Source organism: Streptomyces sp. NPDC025793 (assembly GCF_055558375.1).
This window is the reverse complement of record NZ_JBVHMR010000084.1, coordinates 1-16901: the sequence shown is the minus strand read 5'-3', so window position 1 is coordinate 16901 and position 16901 is coordinate 1. Positions and strand designations below refer to the sequence as shown.

General features: G+C 69.6%; 16 protein-coding genes and 4 pseudogenes. 12 read left to right on the top strand and 8 right to left on the bottom strand.

The features are described 5' to 3' along the window. Positions 1–92: 92 nt before the first annotated feature. The 3 genes and pseudogenes from ACZ4MF_RS47045 to ACZ4MF_RS47035 all read right to left on the bottom strand — a co-directional run. Positions 93–266, bottom strand: a pseudogene (locus tag ACZ4MF_RS47045) (NUDIX domain-containing protein); the annotation flags it as partial. Further along, entirely contained in the window at positions 263–778 is a 516-nt protein-coding gene (locus ACZ4MF_RS47040) for a tetratricopeptide repeat protein (protein ID WP_467500349.1), read from the bottom strand. The gene ACZ4MF_RS47040 and the pseudogene ACZ4MF_RS47045, both read right to left, overlap by 4 nt. A 17-nt stretch (positions 779–795) precedes the next feature. Next, entirely contained in the window at positions 796–1527 is a 732-nt protein-coding gene (locus ACZ4MF_RS47035) for a hypothetical protein (RefSeq protein ID WP_467500348.1), read from the bottom strand. 227 nt (positions 1528–1754) lie between these two features. On the opposite strand from ACZ4MF_RS47035, the gene ACZ4MF_RS47030 reads away from it, so the two are divergent. The 5 genes from ACZ4MF_RS47030 (at position 1755) to ACZ4MF_RS47010 (ending at position 5343) form a co-directional block, all read left to right on the top strand. Further along, on the top strand, positions 1755–2354 hold the full coding sequence (locus tag ACZ4MF_RS47030) for an ATP-binding protein (protein WP_467500346.1): 600 nt from the start codon (positions 1755–1757) through the stop codon (positions 2352–2354). Between the two features lie 293 nt (positions 2355–2647). After that, complete coding sequence (tgmA, locus tag ACZ4MF_RS47025) at positions 2648–2941, top strand: putative ATP-grasp-modified RiPP (protein WP_467500344.1); 294 nt, start codon at positions 2648–2650, stop codon at positions 2939–2941. Next, positions 2938–3894 (top strand): ATP-grasp ribosomal peptide maturase, encoded by a 957-nt coding sequence (gene tgmB, locus ACZ4MF_RS47020; RefSeq protein WP_467500342.1) that lies wholly within the window; start codon positions 2938–2940, stop codon positions 3892–3894. The genes tgmA and tgmB overlap by 4 nt, the downstream gene beginning before the upstream one ends. Beyond that, the gene (gene tgmC, locus ACZ4MF_RS47015; protein WP_467500340.1) at positions 3891–5015 is read left to right on the top strand and encodes an ATP-grasp peptide maturase system methyltransferase; all 1125 of its coding nucleotides are present in this window, start codon (positions 3891–3893) and stop codon (positions 5013–5015) included. Before tgmB ends, tgmC begins: the two co-directional genes overlap by 4 nt. Positions 5016–5040: 25 nt before the next feature. Next, positions 5041–5343, top strand: a complete 303-nt coding sequence (locus tag ACZ4MF_RS47010; RefSeq protein WP_467500338.1) for a DUF6087 family protein — start codon at positions 5041–5043, stop codon at positions 5341–5343. Positions 5344–5733: 390 nt separating this feature from the next. Here ACZ4MF_RS47010 and ACZ4MF_RS47005 read toward each other — a convergent pair whose 3' ends face one another. After that, positions 5734–6339: a TetR/AcrR family transcriptional regulator gene (locus tag ACZ4MF_RS47005; RefSeq protein ID WP_467500336.1), complete on the bottom strand. Its 606-nt coding sequence runs from the start codon at positions 6337–6339 to the stop codon at positions 5734–5736. A gap of 145 nt (positions 6340–6484) precedes the next feature. On the opposite strand from ACZ4MF_RS47005, the pseudogene ACZ4MF_RS47000 reads away from it, so the two are divergent. Then, a pseudogene (locus tag ACZ4MF_RS47000) lies at positions 6485–7522 on the top strand (aldo/keto reductase); the annotation flags it as partial. Between the two features lie 103 nt (positions 7523–7625). On the opposite strand, the pseudogene ACZ4MF_RS46995 reads toward ACZ4MF_RS47000, so the two are convergent. Continuing rightward, positions 7626–7847, bottom strand: a pseudogene (locus ACZ4MF_RS46995) (transposase); the annotation flags it as partial. Between the two features lie 402 nt (positions 7848–8249). On the opposite strand from ACZ4MF_RS46995, the gene ACZ4MF_RS46990 reads away from it, so the two are divergent. The 4 genes from ACZ4MF_RS46990 (at position 8250) to ACZ4MF_RS46975 (ending at position 12828) form a co-directional block, all read left to right on the top strand. Further along, positions 8250–8423, top strand: a complete 174-nt coding sequence (locus ACZ4MF_RS46990; protein WP_467500335.1) for a hypothetical protein — start codon at positions 8250–8252, stop codon at positions 8421–8423. Positions 8424–8633: 210 nt separating this feature from the next. Continuing rightward, positions 8634–10853 (top strand): MMPL family transporter, encoded by a 2220-nt coding sequence (locus ACZ4MF_RS46985; RefSeq protein WP_467500333.1) that lies wholly within the window; start codon positions 8634–8636, stop codon positions 10851–10853. Between the two features lie 92 nt (positions 10854–10945). Then, positions 10946–12154, top strand: a complete 1209-nt coding sequence (locus ACZ4MF_RS46980) for a sensor histidine kinase (RefSeq protein WP_467500331.1) — start codon at positions 10946–10948, stop codon at positions 12152–12154. Then, the gene (locus ACZ4MF_RS46975) at positions 12151–12828 is read left to right on the top strand and encodes a response regulator transcription factor (protein WP_467500329.1); all 678 of its coding nucleotides are present in this window, start codon (positions 12151–12153) and stop codon (positions 12826–12828) included. Before ACZ4MF_RS46980 ends, ACZ4MF_RS46975 begins: the two co-directional genes overlap by 4 nt. Before the next feature lie 75 nt (positions 12829–12903). Here ACZ4MF_RS46975 and ACZ4MF_RS46970 read toward each other — a convergent pair whose 3' ends face one another. Together ACZ4MF_RS46970 and ACZ4MF_RS46965 are read right to left on the bottom strand one after the other, a co-directional pair. Then, a complete protein-coding gene (locus ACZ4MF_RS46970; RefSeq protein WP_467500327.1) occupies positions 12904–13191 on the bottom strand; it encodes a hypothetical protein in 288 nt (95 codons plus the stop codon). 757 nt (positions 13192–13948) lie between these two features. After that, entirely contained in the window at positions 13949–14326 is a 378-nt protein-coding gene (locus tag ACZ4MF_RS46965; RefSeq protein WP_467500325.1) for a winged helix-turn-helix transcriptional regulator, read from the bottom strand. Between the two features lie 49 nt (positions 14327–14375). On the opposite strand from ACZ4MF_RS46965, the gene ACZ4MF_RS46960 reads away from it, so the two are divergent. Next, a complete protein-coding gene (locus ACZ4MF_RS46960) occupies positions 14376–15119 on the top strand; it encodes an alpha/beta fold hydrolase (RefSeq protein WP_467500323.1) in 744 nt (247 codons plus the stop codon). 182 nt (positions 15120–15301) lie between these two features. Then, positions 15302–15778, top strand: coding sequence for a transposase family protein (locus ACZ4MF_RS46955; RefSeq protein WP_467500351.1), 477 nt, complete (start codon positions 15302–15304; stop codon positions 15776–15778). Between the two features lie 326 nt (positions 15779–16104). Here ACZ4MF_RS46955 and ACZ4MF_RS46950 read toward each other — a convergent pair. Continuing rightward, positions 16105–16566, bottom strand: a pseudogene (locus tag ACZ4MF_RS46950) (IS110 family transposase); the annotation flags it as partial. Positions 16567–16901 lie beyond the last annotated feature (335 nt).

Here is a 16901-nt window from a genome sequence, read left to right as displayed (position 1 = left end):
AACCGAAGAGACAGCCCTGCCCGCCGAACTCAGCGCATAGCCTCAAAGCGAGATCACCGAGTGGCCGTCGATACACCACTCCCGCGGACATGACCGGGCAGGTCCCACCCCGGTTTGTAGGTGGGGTTCACGAGAAGCATGCGGCCGGATGGGTCCCGCAGCCGCACGTCGGCCGCTACGCGCTTGCGGGCCTGCTGCGCGTTGCCTTCCGCGAGATAGGCGTTCCAGGCGTCGGTATCGGCGGGGTCCGGTGCTGTCGGCCTCATGCGGTGGTGCCTTCCGGGGACGGCGGGATCAGGTCAGCCATCAGGAGCATTCTCGCGCGGCGTGCATCGTCGAATCGCGTCAGGTACTCCCGGACCGGCAGGTATCCCCGGTGCGGTTCCAGCAGCCGGCGCAGTCCGTCGAGTTGCTGCACCACCCGGACCGAACCGAGAGTGGGGCTCGTGCTCAGGAGGTCATGGCCGACGCTCACCGCGGCGTCCAGGTTTCCCTGGCGCACGTGGATGTCCACCAGGCTGATCCGGCTCAGGGCCAGCGACCGTGCCCGCCCCGCCTCGCGCAGGGCGACCGCCTGTTCGGCATGCGCCAGTGCCTGGTCGTATTGCTCCAGGTCGCGCAGGACCAGGGCGGACTCGCTGGCCAGTGCGGCGGCGTCGAACGGGCTCAGCCATGGGTGATTGGCGGTGGCCGACGCTTCAAGGTCACTGCGTGCTGCCTCCAGGGCGCGGGCGGCCGGGGCCCGCTGCGCGGCGGCCGCGAGCGCACGCGCCTGCATGGTCCGCAGCCGCGCCGTCAGTGACGGAGTCCGTGGCCCCTGCGCGGCCAGGTCGAGTCCGCTGCGGGCCCAGCCGACAGCCCCGGCCGCGTCGCCGGTCTCAAGGGCAAGGTGGCTGCTGCTCGCGGCGACGTGTCGGCGAGTGGAAGGTCCCCGGAGGTGCGGGCGAGGGGGAGTGCGCGGGTGAAGTGCTGGGCGGCGCGGTCGTCGTGTCCGGAGTCGTGCGCCATCCAACCGGCCATCTCGGTCAGTGCGGCTGCCGCGGCGAACACCTGCGGGCCGCTGCTGATGTCGACCAGTCGGGGCGCCACGCGGTCCGACAGATGGCGGCCGACAGCCCCGTACAACCGGCCGCCGCCGGTCTGCCGGTCAGCGCTGCGGAAGTGGTCCACCGCCACCAGGTCGTCACCGTCCGGCGCCGGCCGGTCCGCCCGCTCATGTTCCGCCTGCGCCGGCGCGGGCTCCCATGACCGTCGAGCCAGTCCCAGCAGGTGCCCAGGGATGTGGAAGGCGTCGGCGATCTGCTCGAACAGCGTCAGCTTCTCGACCCGGCTCTTGCCGTTCATGTAGTCGTACAAGCGCCCCTGTGTGACGTCGGCAGCGGCGGCGATCCGCCGCGTACTGACGCCCCGCGCATTGAGCATCCGGAACACCGCGCCCATGTCCCGCTCGGCGCACGCCCTGAGCAGGCGTTCATCGGCGAGCAGACCGGCGACGACCTCACGCGGGTCCGGTGACAGACGGTCCATCTGTGATTCCCCCGAGTAGCGGATGGAACCGATGCCAAGGCCAACGTCCTGTAGGTGACTCCGAGTTGGAGACGCCTTCTGGAGTCTCCCCGGCCTACGCGTTGACTGTCTGTCAGCCGCCAGGGAGTACCCCGTGAACGCCCGCAGGCGGCCCCTCGCCCGCAGGTTCCCCCTTCAAGGAGCAGGGCGGGGCTGCCCCCCCCATCTGCCCCGACCAAGGCGTGACGATGACCATGACCGACGAGCAGGTGAGATCAGGGCCATACCCGCGCCGGAGCATCACCCTGGCGAGCGAGGCCGCCAGCGTCCCGACGGCCCGGCAGATACTTCGTGAGGCGTGCACTGATTGGGGACCGAACCAGGCCGCTGCCGAGACCGGTGCGCTCCTCATGTCCGAACTGGTCACGAACGCCGTCCGGCACGGCCACTCACACAGTGTCCGGGTGATCGAGGAGCAGCCGACACCTGACCGGCTCCGCGTCGCCGTGGTCGATAAGTCCCGTCGCTGCGTGCCCGAGCTGCACCATCGAGGCCCGGACGCCCTCGGCGGCCGGGGCCTGGTCATGGTCGACGCCCTCTCCGACCGCTGGGGCACAGATCTTCTGCCGTGGGGGAGACGCTGCTGGGCCGAAATCCTGCTCAAGGGGGCCCTCAGTGACCGGTCGGCACAGGATGCCCGAGCCGGACGGCCGAACAGCGGGCGCAACCCTGCTCGGTGCGGTGGGTGTGGGGCTCGGCCTGGTCGCGTCGATCGTCACCACCGACACACGCGCTGCCCCTCACGCGCCGGTCGGCTACAGCCGCCCCGACCTCGCTTCCCTGGCTGACCACACGAGCGGCCAGTCTGCCGATGCGGCTCCCGCATTACCCCCTGAACGTCCCGGGGCCGGTGACCGGCCGCCACGCTCCCGGCACCGGGACGCACCACCCCTCGCGTGGTTCCACCCGCCGGCAGTTGTCAGCGCGCGGGACGGTCCCTCGCCTCCGGGACCACAACGGCCGTCCGCTCAATCTCCTGGGGTGGACGGCCCCCACAAGCCCCCTGCCGGGCCGTCTTGCTCATCACACTCTGGCCCGGCAGGGTCCAGCAAGAGCCGTACAACCGACCAAGGGAGGAACGTTGTTCGCTCACTCCGATCGTGTCCCGACTGGCACCCCGCTGCCGTCAGGAGCCGACACCCCGGCCCCTTGGGGCTTGCGCCGCATGACCCCCTACCCCGCAATCGCCCCCGGTTACGCCCGCGTCGAGCTGGACCCGGTCACCCAGACCGGCCGCTATTTCGACGCCACCGGACAGCCGGTGATGATGCCGGGGCACGGCACCAGCACCGGCACGAACCCGCCCACGGGCACCAGCCCTGACGGCAACGGCACCACCCAGGACAGCGACGCCGGGAACGACAGCGACCAGTGACGCATCCCGGTCCGGTTCTGGTCGTCACCAACCTGGACGACCCCACAACCGACCTGGTGATTGGCGAGCTGCACGGCCGGGGTGTCCCGGTCGTGCGGTTCGACTCCGGGGACTTCCCCGCCACCTTGTCTGTTGCGGCCACCATCACCAGCGATGGCATCCAAGGCACCCTGACCACGCCGTCGCGTACCGCCGACCTCGGGAACGTACGGTCGCTGTACTACCGCCGCCCGTCCGGCTTCGCCTTCCCCCACCTCGATCAGCAGACGGCCCGCTTCGCCGTCGCCCAGGCCCGCTACGGGCTCGGCGGCATCATCGCCTCCCTGCCGGGCTGCCTGTACGTGAACCACCCGCACCGCATCGGCGACGCCGAGTTCAAACCGTCCGGTCTCGCCGCCGCCGCAGCAGCCGGGTTCCAGCTCCCGCCCACCCTGATCACCTCGAACCCCGACGCGGCCCGCTCATTCGTCAAGCGGCACGGGCCGGTGATCTACAAGCCATTAGCCGCCCCGCTCTACCAGGACGACGAGGGCGTCTCCTGCACGGTGAGGGTGGACGAGGTCACCGCCGACGACATCGACGACGCGGTAGCCGGCACCGCCCACCTGTTCCAGCAGCGCGTGGACAAGGCGGCTGACGCGAGGGTCACGGTGATCGGCGACCACGTGTTCACCGTCCGGATCGACTCGGACCTGCTGGACTGGCGCACCGACTACACCCGGCTCACCTACACCACCGTCACGCCCCCGGACGGCCTGACCGCAGCCCTGTACCGGTATCTCGCCTCTTTCGGGCTGGTCTTCGGCGCTTTCGACTTCGCCATAGACCGCGAGGGGACATGGTGGTTTCTGGAGTGCAACCCTTCGGGACAGTGGGCGTGGCTGGAGCCCGAGACCGGCTTGCCCATGATCGCGGCCATGGCTGATCTGCTGGAGAGGAAGAACACCACGTGAGCGACGACGACAAAGCCCTACGCCTGGCGCTCGCCGACCGGCTGGCCGCCGGCGGACACCTCCGCACCGCAGCATGGCGAGCAGCCGTCGAAGAGGTACCCCGGCACGAGTTCCTGAGCGGCGGCTTCTTCGAGCCCGTACCCGGCTCCGCACCGACCGCATGGCGGCCGGTCATGCCCGACGATCCCCGATGGCTGGAGCGCTGTTACGACGACGAATCCCTCGTCACCCAGATCGCCGGCACCATCGCCCCGCGCGACATCCGCGGCGAGATCCTGCGCGCCCCCACCTCGTCCCGCACCCTGCCGTCCCTGGTGGTGCGCATGCTGGAAGAGCTGCGAGTCCAGGACGGGCACAGGGTGCTGGAAATCGGATCGGGCTACTCCACCGGACTCCTGTGTCACCGGCTCGGTGACGACCGCGTGACGTCCGTGGAAGTCGACGCCGACGTTGCCGCCGCGGCCCGGGTAGCCCTTGGGAACTGCGACTACTACCCGCAAGTGATCGTGGGTGACGGTCTGGCCGGTTGCCCCGACGGCGCACCGTATGACCGGCTGGTCGCCACCTGCGGCGTGGTCGAACCCCCCTACGCGTGGGTGGAGCAGACCCGGCCCGGCGGGACCATCCTTGCCACCCTGTCCGGCTGGCTCTACGCCTCCGAACTCGCCCGCCTCACCGTGGGCGAGGACGGCACCGCACGCGGCCGGTTCCTTGGCGGCCACGTCTCCTTCATGCTCGCCCGCCCCCAACTCCCGCCACCCCTGGGCACCCTCCCCGACCTGGCCGCCGGGCACGAGCGCCTTGCCACCCTCGCGCCCGACGTGCTGAACGACTGGAACACGCGCTTCGTCGCCCAACTCGCCGCCCCCCAGGCCCAGCGCGTCACCCTCACGTGGGATGGCCGGGAGACACATGTGTTCCTGGACGTCGAACAGGCGTCATGGGCCGTGCTCGCGAAGGACGGCGACACCTGGACAGTCCGGCAGGGCGGACCCGATCGCCTCTGGGACGCCGTTGAAGACAAGGTGACACGGTGGCGCACCGATGGCGCACCGCCCCTGGAAGAGTTCGAGGTCATCGTCACACCCGAGGGACAGGCCGCGACGTGGGCTAAGGTCTGACCCCGAGAACGAGGGAGGGTGAGCGATGGGCGAGCCGCTGAGCGAATGGGCGGACCGCCGCGCCGCACGCCTGCGGCCGGTCGGTGAACGCCGCGCCGTCACCCTCGGCACCGGCCCGCAGCGTGCCGCCCACCGGGACCGGGGCACGCCCCGGATGATCACGGAGTGGGACGGATACCAGTGGGCGCCGGTGACCACCGTGGACGACTACGCCGCCGCGCAACGGATGCTCCACGGCATCAGCGACGAGGCGGCACAGATCACGGTCACGGCCGGAGACGGACGGCCACCGATGGCCCCCGGACGCGGACGCCACCGCAAGCCCTGACGCGCACCCCGAACACGACTACGCTCCCGCCGATTTCTTCGACCGATGGGGGCGCAGTCGTACGCGGGGGCCACTGCTGACAGGACTCTGCCGCCGACTGGCTCGCGCCGGCGGTCGGCCAGAGAGGGCGCGATCGAATCGCCCGCGAGGAGATCGGCCACCGCGACGCGCACCTCGTCCAGCTCAACGCACGTCGGGTGACGCGGACCCCGGCCTCGCCCTGGCTGCTTCTGGCCGACGCTGGGCTGAGGTTGGGAGACGTGAACTGTGGCCTCTGGAACGGGAGGCGCTGCTGTGAGGGCATCGAGGACGGGGCCGAAGCGAGCGTCGGACGGGCCCTGGAGGGGGGCACACGGCGGCATCGGTCCGTGAGCGGCTGGGCGTGCACGATCACGGCGTAGAGCGCTGCATGCCCCAGCGCCATCCGTTTGAGCGGGTGATGCCGTCCATCAGCAGGTCAAGCAGCCGCTCGGCCTGTTCCCGCTGATGGCTGGCCCCGGCTGCGAGGGTGACGCCCGCCAGAGCCGTAAGGATGTCGCGGGCGGGTACGTCCTGCCGGATCACCTCCTGGGCGACGCCGGCGAGGCGGAACTTTTCGACCGCATCGGTCAGCTGCTCGCGTGTCAGTGAGCTCAAGTGCTCGTCGTTCCGCAGGAGTGACTTGAGCGTGTCTGCCATGCCGTGCTTGGCGGCAAGGTAGTCCAACACCTCCGACATCCAGGACCGCAGTGCCCGGTCGGCGGGCAGCTCACTGAGAAGTGCCGAAGTCCGGGCGGCGAGACGGGAGGTCTCGTAGCGGTAGGTGGCGTCGACGAGCTGCTCACGGGTCGGGAAGCGCCGGTAGAGGGTGCCGATCCCGACTCCCGCATCCTTGGCGATCTGTTTCAGGGTCGCGGCGGCGCCGTCCCGGGCGAAGGCCAGGGCGGCAGCGGCGAGCAGTTTGTCCTCGTTGGCTCGCGCGTCGGCCCGGGTCGGCCGGACGGACGGATCGGTCATGCGTGTTCCTCTCTGCTTGCTATGCGGAGTCGGCTCCGCTTATCGTGCGGCGGTAAGCGGAGCCGACTCCGTTAGTCGGGACGGTAGCAGGTGGATGCCGGCCGTCCCGTCGCACTGCCGCGTCCACAGAAAGGGCGTCCACGCCATGCAGTACCGCATGCTGGGGAGTACCGGGGTCCAGGTCAGCTCACTGTGCCTGGGCTCGATGATGTTCGGGAAGTGGGGCAACCCCGACCACGACGATTCGATGGCCGTCATCCGCACCGCACTCGAGGCGGGCGTCAACATCATCGACACGGCCGACGTGTACTCGGGCGGCGAGTCGGAAGTCATCGTCGGAAAGGCAATCGCCGGACGGCGCGAGGAGGTCGTCCTGGCAACCAAGGTGTCGAGCCCGATGGGCCCCGGCCTCAACGAACGCGGCGCTTCACGGCGCTGGATCGTCCGGGCCTGCGAGGAGAGTCTGCGCCGCCTGGACACCGAGTACATCGACCTCTACCAGGTGCACCGGCCCGATCCTGCCACCGATGTCGACGAGACCCTGGGTGCGCTGTCCGACCTGGTGCGCGCGGGCAAGATCCGCTACGCGGGTTCTTCGACGTTCTCCTCCTCGGCCATCGTGCAGGCGCAGTGGACCGCCGAGCGACGGCAACGTGAACGCTTCGTCTGCGAACAGCTTCCGTACTCCCTCCTGGCCCGGGGCGTCGAGGCCGATGTGCTGCCCACCTGCGAGACCTACCGGATGGGGGTACTCGCCTGGAGCCCGCTGGCCGGGGGCTGGCTGTCCGGCCGCTGGCGCCGCGACGCGGCCGACCCGTCCAGCCACCGCACACGGACGATGCCCTTCCGTACCACGCTCTCCCACTACGACCTGGACGTCCCGGGCAACCAGGCCAAACTCGACGCCGCCACCGAACTCGCCCGGATCGCCGACGAAGCCGGCCTGACACTGATCCAGCTGGCACTGGCGTTCGTCACCACCCACCCCGCAGTCACCGCAGCTGTCATCGGCCCTCGCACCGCCGAGCACCTGCACGGCCAGCTGAACTCGGCGGACATCGTCCTGGAACCCACCGTGCTCGACCACATCGACCGCGTCGTGACGCCCGGAGTCGACCTCAACCCCGACGACACGGGCTACGGCGTGGCCGTCCTCGCCGATCCCAAGCGCCGACGCCGCACCGTCTCCCAGCGAACCCCGGCGGTCCCCATCAGTCTTCGGGGCGGGGCGGGGCGGATGCTGAACCCACCTTCGAATAACGAGTTCCCAAGCTGGAGCAAGCGTCGAGTGCCAGATCAGTGCTGGAGAGGCAACCGGCGATCACACGTGGCCGGTACTGCAACATCTTCAGCTCGCTTTACGGCCGGCGTGACCTGGCCGCCGTCGGTCACAGGGAAGGTGCCGATGTCGCGCTTGGCCAACGACCAGACGCCCTCCTACGGGTTGAGGTCAGGTGTGCATAGGCGGGCAGATGGAACACAGTGAGCCACTTGGCGTTCTCATCGATGTCCTTCGATGAGAAATGATGGAGCCTCGGATAGGACAAGGGCCCGTGGCCGCGTGGCTTTACAAGACGGTCCACGGGCGAGGCGGGCCTCCGGTCAGCGGTACCCACACGGATGCGGAGGGACCGTGGTGCTCGATGTCTTCCAGCACGCCGGCTCCCAGCTGCACCTCGCGGGCGAGTGCCGCCACGAGGCGTTCCCGACCCGCGCACACCTGCCCGCGGGCACGTACACGCTGCCGGGCAAGGCTCGGGGAACGGCCGACGTGGTGATCACCGCGGACGCCTCGAACGCACTGCTAATGAAGATCGAGGTCAGCTACCGCGACTTCAGCGACAACGGCTCGGACGTCAGCAACGGCACGGAAAGCGCCGAGCGGGGGCAGCGACACCACGATCAGCTCCGTGATCTGGCGCGAGAGCCTGAGACTGTCCGGACCGCACACCGGCACCAAGCTGACCGGGCCCGACGGGTTCACACTGGCGCCGCGCGCGTTGCAGAACTACTTCGACGCCACCGGCACGATGACGACCACCGTCGACAAACAGACCTGGACCCAACCGGGCAACGGCGACTGATACGACGGATGGACGGTTGCCGCACTGCAGGTGGCGAAGGCCGTCCTCCTACTGAAGTAGTACACGGGGCTCCTCCTTGGGTATGAGGTGAGGGAGCTGCCTTGGTGCCGTCGCACCAGGTGAGAGTGCGGGCGGTGGCACGATGTCCCGGCACCCCTCTCCGGGCCAGGCTGGTGACTCACCCGAGACCAGACCTGGAGATCCGTTCCCGTGGCTACCTTGCTCTATCGGCTGGGCCGTACCGCCTTCCGGCGGCGCTGGCTCGTGGCGTTGTTGTGGGCGGTGATCCTGGGCGGCCTCGGCTTCGGTGCCGCCAAGGCTCCCGCCGCCTCCGACAGCGGCACGTCCTTCATGCCCGGCATCGAGGCGCAGAAGGCGTTCGACCTGATCGGAGAGCGCTTCCCCGGCGCCTCCGCCAACGGCGCCAATGCGCGGATCGTGTTCGTCGCCCAGCACGGCGAGAGGGTGACCGCGGCCGACAACCGTGCCGCCATCGATGCCTTCGTCAAGGAGGCCGACGGCGCCCCTGAGGTCTCCGGCGCCGTGAACCCCTTCACCGCGAAAACAGTGAGCAGGGACGGCTCCACCGCCTACGCCACCGTCAACTACAAGGTCAAGGCCTCCGACCTCACCGACGGCGACAAGACCGCGCTGGAGAAGGCCATCGACCAGGCCCGTGCCTCCGGCCTCACGGTCGAGGTTGGCGGTACGGCGCTCGCCGAACAGGCGGCGGCGGGCGGCTCGTCCGAGGCCATCGGGATCGCCCTCGCTGCCGTGGTCCTGCTGATCACCTTCGGCTCCCTGGCGGCCGCCGGGTTGCCCCTGCTGACGGCCGTCATCGGTGTCGGGATCAGCATGGTCGGCATCATGGTGCTGGGCAGCACGTTCGGCCTGACGGCGACGACGGGGACGCTCGCCTCGATGCTCGGACTGGCGGTCGGTATCGACTACGCCCTGTTCGTGGTCTCCCGCTACCGGGAGGAGCGCGCGGGCGGGCACGAACCACGCGAGGCGGCCGGCCTGGCTGTCGGCACGGCCGGTTCCGCCGTCGTCTTCGCCGGCCTCACGGTCGTCATCGCGCTCTCCGGGTTGTCCGTGATCGGCGTGCCGTTGCTGACGAAGATGGGCCTGTGCGCGGCAGGCGCCGTCGCTGTCGCCGTACTGATCGCCCTCACCCTGGTCCCAGCCCTGCTCGGCATGTGGCCCAATGCCGTCCTCTCCCGTACCACCCGCAAGCGCGGTCGATCGAAGCCACAGACGGACAATGTCGGTTCGCGCTGGGCCCGCTTCGTCCTGCGCCGTCCCGTGACCGTGCTGGTGCTGTCCGTGGTGGGCCTCGGCGCCCTCGCCCTGCCCGCCGCGCACCTGGAGATGGGCATGCCGGGCGCCGAGTCCAAGCCGACTTCGTCCACCGAACGGCGTGCCTACGACGACCTCGCGCACGGCTTCGGCGCGGGCTTCAACGGACCGCTCACCGTCGTCGCCGACGTCAAGGGCGCCCACGACCCCAAGGCGGCGGTCGCGCGGCTCACCAAGGAGATCACGGGCACCCGCGGCGTTGTGTCCGTGTCCGCCCCGCGTTTCAACCAGGCCGGCGACACGGCCCTGTTCTCGGCGGTCCCGGCCACCGGCCCGAACGACGAGAAGACCAAGGACCTCATCCACACCATCCGGGCGGAACGCCCCGCCCTGGAGCACGAAACCGGCGCGACCTTCGAGGTCACCGGCAGCACCGCCATGGACATCGACGTCGCACAGGCCCTCCAGGACGCGCTCGTGCCCTACCTTGCCGTCATCGTCGGCCTGGCCCTCGTCCTGCTGCTGGTGGTCTTCCGCTCCGTGCTCGTCCCCGTCAAGGCCGCCTTCGGGTTCCTGCTCAGTGTGCTGGCCTCCCTGGGCTCGGTGGTCGCGGTCTTCCAGTGGGGCTGGGGCGCGGGCCTGCTCGGCGTGGAACAGCCCGGGCCGATCATGAGCCTGATGCCGATCTTCCTGGTGGGCATCGTCTTCGGCCTGGCCATGGACTACGAGGTCTTCCTCGTCGCTCGGATGCGGGAGGCGTACGTCCATGGTGACCGTGCCCCGCAGGCGATCGTCAGCGGCTTCCGGCACAGTGCGCGGGTCGTCGTCGCAGCAGCCGTCATCATGATCGCGGTGTTCTCCGGGTTCGTCAGCGCCCAGGAGTCGATGATCAAGACGATCGGCTTCGGGCTCGCTGTCGCGGTGCTCTTCGATGCCTTCATCGTCCGCATGGCGATCGTGCCCGCCGTCCTCGCCCTGCTCGGCGACCGGGCCTGGTGGCTGCCGAAGTGGCTCGACCGGCTCCTGCCCCGGGTCGACGTCGAGGGCTCGGAACTCACCACAGAGGCCGGCTCCCATGGCACCGGTCCGGCCGATCTCCGGCCGCTGCCGCAGGAACGGACCCGCGTCTGATGCCAGCGTCACCGGTGGCGGCACCCCATACCGAGGTGTCGCCACCTGTGGTGTGTGAGCATGACTTCCTGGACCACCCCTCTCGGAGCGCGATGAACACGATCTGGCAGCGCTGGGCGGCGCCTCGGCCGCGGGCCGCCGAGGCCGCGGCACTGGTTCTGCTGACCGCGCTCACGCTCTCCGGCGTCGTGGTCACCTGGGCCTTGAGGTTCAGGCCACCCCTGTGGCCGGCACTCGCGCTGTCCGTCCTGGCCTGCGGCGCGCTGCACTGGCGCCGCACCCGCCCCCTGCCGGTACTGGCCATCACCCTGTCGTGCACCGTGGCCCAGGGCACACTGGGCTACCTGCTGACGCCCCTCCTCATGGGGCCCCTTCTGACCGCGCAGTACTCCCTGAGCCTCCACAACCGGCGGCGCACCTCATGGAACAGCGCAGTAGTGGTCGCCATCGCCATAGTGGCCACCGGCCTCCTCGACACCCGGCTCCACCGCTCCCCGGTCCTCTCCATCGTCAACCCCACGGCATGGGTACTGCTGTGCGCGGCCCTCGGCAGTTACGTCCGGGTCCGCCGCGAATACGCCGCCGCCCGCGCCGAACACGCCGCCCGAGAGCGCGAGGAGGAGGCCCGGCACCGGGTGTTCCAGGAACGGATGCGCATCGCACGGGAGCTGCACGACGTGGTCGCCCATCACCTCACCCTCGCCGACGCCCAGGCCGCCACCGCCGCCCACCTCGCCCAGACCCATCCCGACCAGGCGCTCGACATGATCGGCATGCTGCCCCAGACCACTTCCGCCGCGCTACGGGAGCTCAAGGCCACCGTGGGTCTGCTACGCCAGGACACCGACAGTCAGGCCGGTGACAACCTGGCCCCCGCCCCAGGGCTGCGGGACCTGCCCGACCTGGTCGACGCCTGCGCGACGGCCGGACTGGCGGTCACCGTCACCGTCGACGGCAAAGCCGACCGTCTGCCCCCGGTGCTCGACCTGACGGCATACCGGATCATCCAGGAAGCCCTCACCAACGTCAGCAAGCACGCCGCCACCCCGACCGCCCAGGTCCGCCTCGCCTACACCCCCCGCTACCTCACCCTGTCCATCACCAACGTCACCGGCCCGAGCCGCCCGGCGACCTCCACCGCCCAACACGGCGGTTTCGGTCTCATCAGCATGCGCGAGCGCGCCACCGCCGTGGGCGGCACCTTCCACGCCGGTCACCGCCCGCACGGCGGCTTCGAGGTCACCTGCACCCTCCCGCTCGACAGCAGCGACGACAGTCCCAACGAAAGCCCGCCCACATGACCATCCGAGTCCTGCTCGCCGACGACCAGGCGCTCCTGCGCGCAACCTTCCGTATCCTCATCGACTCGGTCGAAGACCTCACCGTGGTCGCCGAGGCCGCCGACGGCCAAGAAGCCGTCGATCGCACCGCCGAGCACCGCCCCGACGTGGTCATCATGGACATCCGCATGCCGCGCCTCGACGGCGTCGCTGCCACGGCTGCCATCTGTGCCCGGCCGGAACTCGCAGGAACCCACATCCTCGTCCTCACCACCTTCGAGAACGACGAGAACGTCGCCAAGGCCCTGCGCGCCGGCGCGAGCGGCTTCCTCGGCAAGGGCGTCAGCCCCGAGATCCTGCTCGCTGGCATCCGCACGGTTGCGACCGGCGAGGCCCTCCTCTCACCCACTGCCACCCAAGCCCTCATCACCCGCTTCCTGGCCACGCCCGAAACCGAAGGCCTCCTCGCCCTGCCCGAGGCCGTCAAGGCCCTGACCGACCGCGAACGCGAAGTGGTCGCCATGGCCGCCCACGGGAAATCCAACAGCGAGATCGCCGACAAGCTGGTGGTGAGCCCGCTGACCGTGCGCAGCCACATTCATCGCGCTATGACCAAGCTGAACGCCCGCGACCGCGCCCAGCTGGTCGTCATCGCGTACCAGAGTGGCCTGGTGAAGCCGCATCCCCACGCGTGATCCAGGTGTTTGTGGCCAGGATTTATGGTTGACCGTTGACCGCTTCCTCAGCTGGTCGCCGACCGCCTAAAGGGCCTAGCTGGGCCGCTTGACGGTGCGCTCCGGGTGGGCGGAGCCGACGTAACGCACGGCTGTCCGCTCCGTGATGCTGAACAGCCTCATCAGCTTCAGCGGATCAGCGCGCTCGAATGCGTCACTGAGAATCCGATCCTGGTGCAGGCCCTCCAAGGTCAGGGGCTCGGGCAGCACACTGCGCAGTTGACCGCTGCTGACGGCCAACCGTTCGGGATCGAGCGCGGTCTTCTGCGTAGCGGAAGTGCGCCGTGGGGCGGGGAGCCGCAGTAGTGGTGCCCCACCACGCACGTCCTCGCCTCCTTCTCCACCGACCGCGTACCGCCGGGCATCGCCCCCTCACCGATATGACGGAAGGAGTGCCGTCGGCCCTTCCATTGCTGACACCGGTCGGAGGCGGTAGGGATCTCGGCCAAGTCGTCGAACGGAAGGAGGCCTTGGATGATAGTCATCAGATGCGAGCCCGTCGCCCTGGTAGCGGCATCAGCTGAGCGGCAACACGCGGCAATCGTCCGCAGAAGCGGTGCGCTCCGCGGTGCCGTACGTTGCGGGCGCCGACCGCCACCAGGGCCTCCCGGAGCCAGACGGCAGGGTTGCCGCCGGCCCGTGGCACCGGCGCTCCAAGGGCGATGAGCGGGGCCTCGGCGTACTCGTGGCCCTGCTCCTGGCGGCGGATCTTCTGTGCCGCCCGCTCGGAAGCGCGCGGGTTCCTGGAATCCTGACCCTCGGAAGCGACGATCCCGCGCGTCGCCCGCGACATTTTGGCACTTCCAGCGACGGGTTCAGGCGGGTCCCCGACCCAGTGGGCGGATCCAGCGTGGGCGATTTTTGGGGCACGGATAGCCTCTCGTCGTGGAGTTGGAGAGCAGCAGGTCCGTCCACTAGTGCCTGGGAAGCCCGTGGTGCCAGAGCGGCGAGTACCCGGATATTCCGGATGGGCCGTACACGCCGGAGGGGCAGCCGGAGCGTGACCGCGCGGCGTGGGCGGAGGGGACGGCCGACACCGAATGGCGGCGTTCTTGATCACGTGTCCGGTGGCGGTCACGGGTCAGGTGTCGGAGGTGGTGTCCTGCTGTGCCGCTTCCTGGAAGTCGGCGACGGCGGCGCCGTACGTCTTCGCCCGGTCGGTCAGGGCGGCGATGGGTTCGGTGAGGGTCTGACCGAGGTCGGTGAGGCTGTATTCGACCCGTGGGGGTGCCTCGGCATAGGCACGGCGTTCGACCAGGCCGTAGCTCTGAAGTCTACGCAGTGTCTGGGGGAGTACCTTGCGGGAGATGCCACCGACGAGGTCGACGAGTTCACCGTGCCGGCGGGGCCGGCGACTGAGGGCGAACAGGACGACGACGGCCCATTTGTTGGTGAGGATGTCGATGGCGAGCCGGGCGGGGCAGTCGGCGAGGAAGACGCTTCCCGCTGAGTCCTGCACGGCCGAAGGTTACCAGGAGGTACCTATCGGCTCAGTAGCGTCTTTCTGCATGAGTACGTCGCACACGAAGACCTATGTTCTTGTCCATGGTGCCTGGCACAGCGGGCGCGTCTGGGACCGCGTGGTTCCCTTGCTGGCCCGGGCCGGGCATCAGGTGTTCGCCCCTTCGCTGACCGGCCACGGCGAGAAGGAACACCTGCTCACTCCAGACGTCGACCTGGACACCCACGTCGCCGACGTCGTTACTCTCCTCAGCAAGTGGGATCTCACTAACGTGGTGCTGGTCGGGCACAGTTACGCAGGGATGGTCATTTCCGGCGTGGCCGGCGAGGTCCCGGACCGGATCGCGCATCTGGTCTACGTCGACGCGATGGTCCCGATTGACGGTGAGAGCGCGCTGGACGTCATACCGGAGAAGACCCAGCGCCTGATCGACGCGGCCGCCGCCTCCGACGCCCCCTGGCGCATCCCGCCCGTGCCGGAAATGCCCGCGCCGACGGGTCTGTTCGGGGTGACCGACCCGGCGGACACGGCGTGGCTGCGCACCATGCTGTCGGACGAGTCGGTGCGCTGCTTCCTGCAGCCGGTCCGGCTGGACAACCCGGCCGTGGACGCGATTCCCCGGACGCACGTCCACTGTGTCGGCAGCGCACCGGGGGACGTCACGCGCCGCCCGGTTCCGGCGGTGCAGCCCAATGGCGCTGAGTCCCAGGTGTGGGAGCTGTGGAGCGGCCATGACTGCATGGTCACCGTGCCGGAGGCACTCACCGACCTGCTGCTGAAGGCTGGCTGACCGGTTGCCTGGCGCAGGGGGGCCTTGCGTGGCCGCGGCTTGAGCAAGATTGCCCGGGGATGGCCCGTCATGTCTGCTTGTTCGAGACCGGATACAGGTGCAGGCACGGACTCGTTGATCATGTAGGTGTCGAGCCCACATGACCACAACCGAAGACCGTGCCTGCCGTTTCATCTTCTCCTATGCCGTCGGCCCTGGAGCAACTGGCCCGTACCCACTCGCCACAGCCGCTGCCCGACGCGGTGTGCCTGGCCCGGTTCCTCGCCGGCTTGCCGGATCCACGCGCTCGCCGTGGCCGGCGTTTCCCGCTGATCGCGATCGTAACGGCTGCGGCGGCGAGCGTGCTGGGCGGCGCGAGATCCCTGACCGCGGTCACCGAGTGGGTGGCGGACCCACCCCGCTGGGTCCTCCTGGCCCTCGGCTTCGGCGTCGACCCGTTCAGCAAGACAGTCACGGTGCCGCATCCCACCACGGTCATGCGGTTGCTCGGCCGTCTCGACGGCGACGCCTTGGACGCGGCTGTCTCCGCGTTCCTGCAGACCAGATGCGAGTCTGTGCAGTCCGGGAGGCGCCGGCGGGCAGTGGCTGTCGACGGGAAGGTCCTGCGTGGCTCCCGCTCGGCGGGCGGGAAGGCGCTCGTTGCGAACAGCGGCGCATAGGGGTGGCGTTGGGCCGCTTCGGCGACGTTCTTGCTCAGGTCCCGGATGATCGAGCGCAGGGTCTGAACGAGCCGCACCTGCAACTGGACGAGCTGAGCCACGACCTTGGTGCCGATCCGCGAGGCGGCCGCGGGCGCCTCGCGCAAACGCTCAATCAGCACCGTGCCGGGCTGTCGCCCAGAGTAGCCACGACGCTTGCACCATGCCTCCAGCCGCGAGGCGGTGAGCTCGGCCGCGGACTGCGGAGTGGAATACCGCTCCAGGAAGGCCAAGGCTATGTCGGTGTCCAGGTCGGTGAACACGGCCTTTCCGCCGGGCCAGTGGGCGTCGAGCAGTGCTGCGAGCTGGTTGAGTGCGGCGACCTTGGCTTCGACGTGATCAGCGCGCTGGCGGGTGAGGGCCTGCAACTCCAAGGTGGCGGGCTCGGTGGGCAGCAGGCGGGGCAGCAGGTGTCCGTCGGTGCGCAGGTAGTCGGCGAGTTTGAAGCTGTCGCCGGCATCCGTCTTCGCCTTCGAGGCACCCCAGCACGGCCGCATCGCGTGGAAGGCGTTGGGGTGGACGGGCACGACCGGGTGCCCGGCAGACAGGAGCCGGTCGACGACGAGGCCGCGGTTGGTCTCGATCGCGACCGGGAGGTCAGCCGGGGCACCGTACTTGCGAAGACGAACGAGCGTGCGGTCGAGGCCATCCTCGCTGTGGGCCAACTCCCAGCGGTCCACGCGGGTCCCAGCGTCATCCATGACGGTGACGTCGTGGGTCTCGGTCGCCCAGTCCCAGCCGATGAACACGTGCGTCGCACTCCAGACTTGCTCGGCGGAGCACCTGCCCGGTCGTGAGGTCGTCTGCCGGAAGCTCCTTAATGGCCCTCGCTGGGGCGTGTCCCCGAAGCCGATCAGACGGCCTCGGCCCGGCGGGTCCGGCAGCACTCACCAGGGCCGTCGAACGGCTCGCCGCTTGGGCCGTACCCCGCCGGGACCGAGAGGTCATAACCCCACCCATGCAGGGCTGCTGGACCATGGTCCCCTAACGAGCCGCTTCGAGTTCGTTGCCGACCACCGCGACGCCTTCGGCGTGAAGCGGCTGTGCACCGTACTGAGCCTGTCGAGGTCCGGGTTCTACCGCT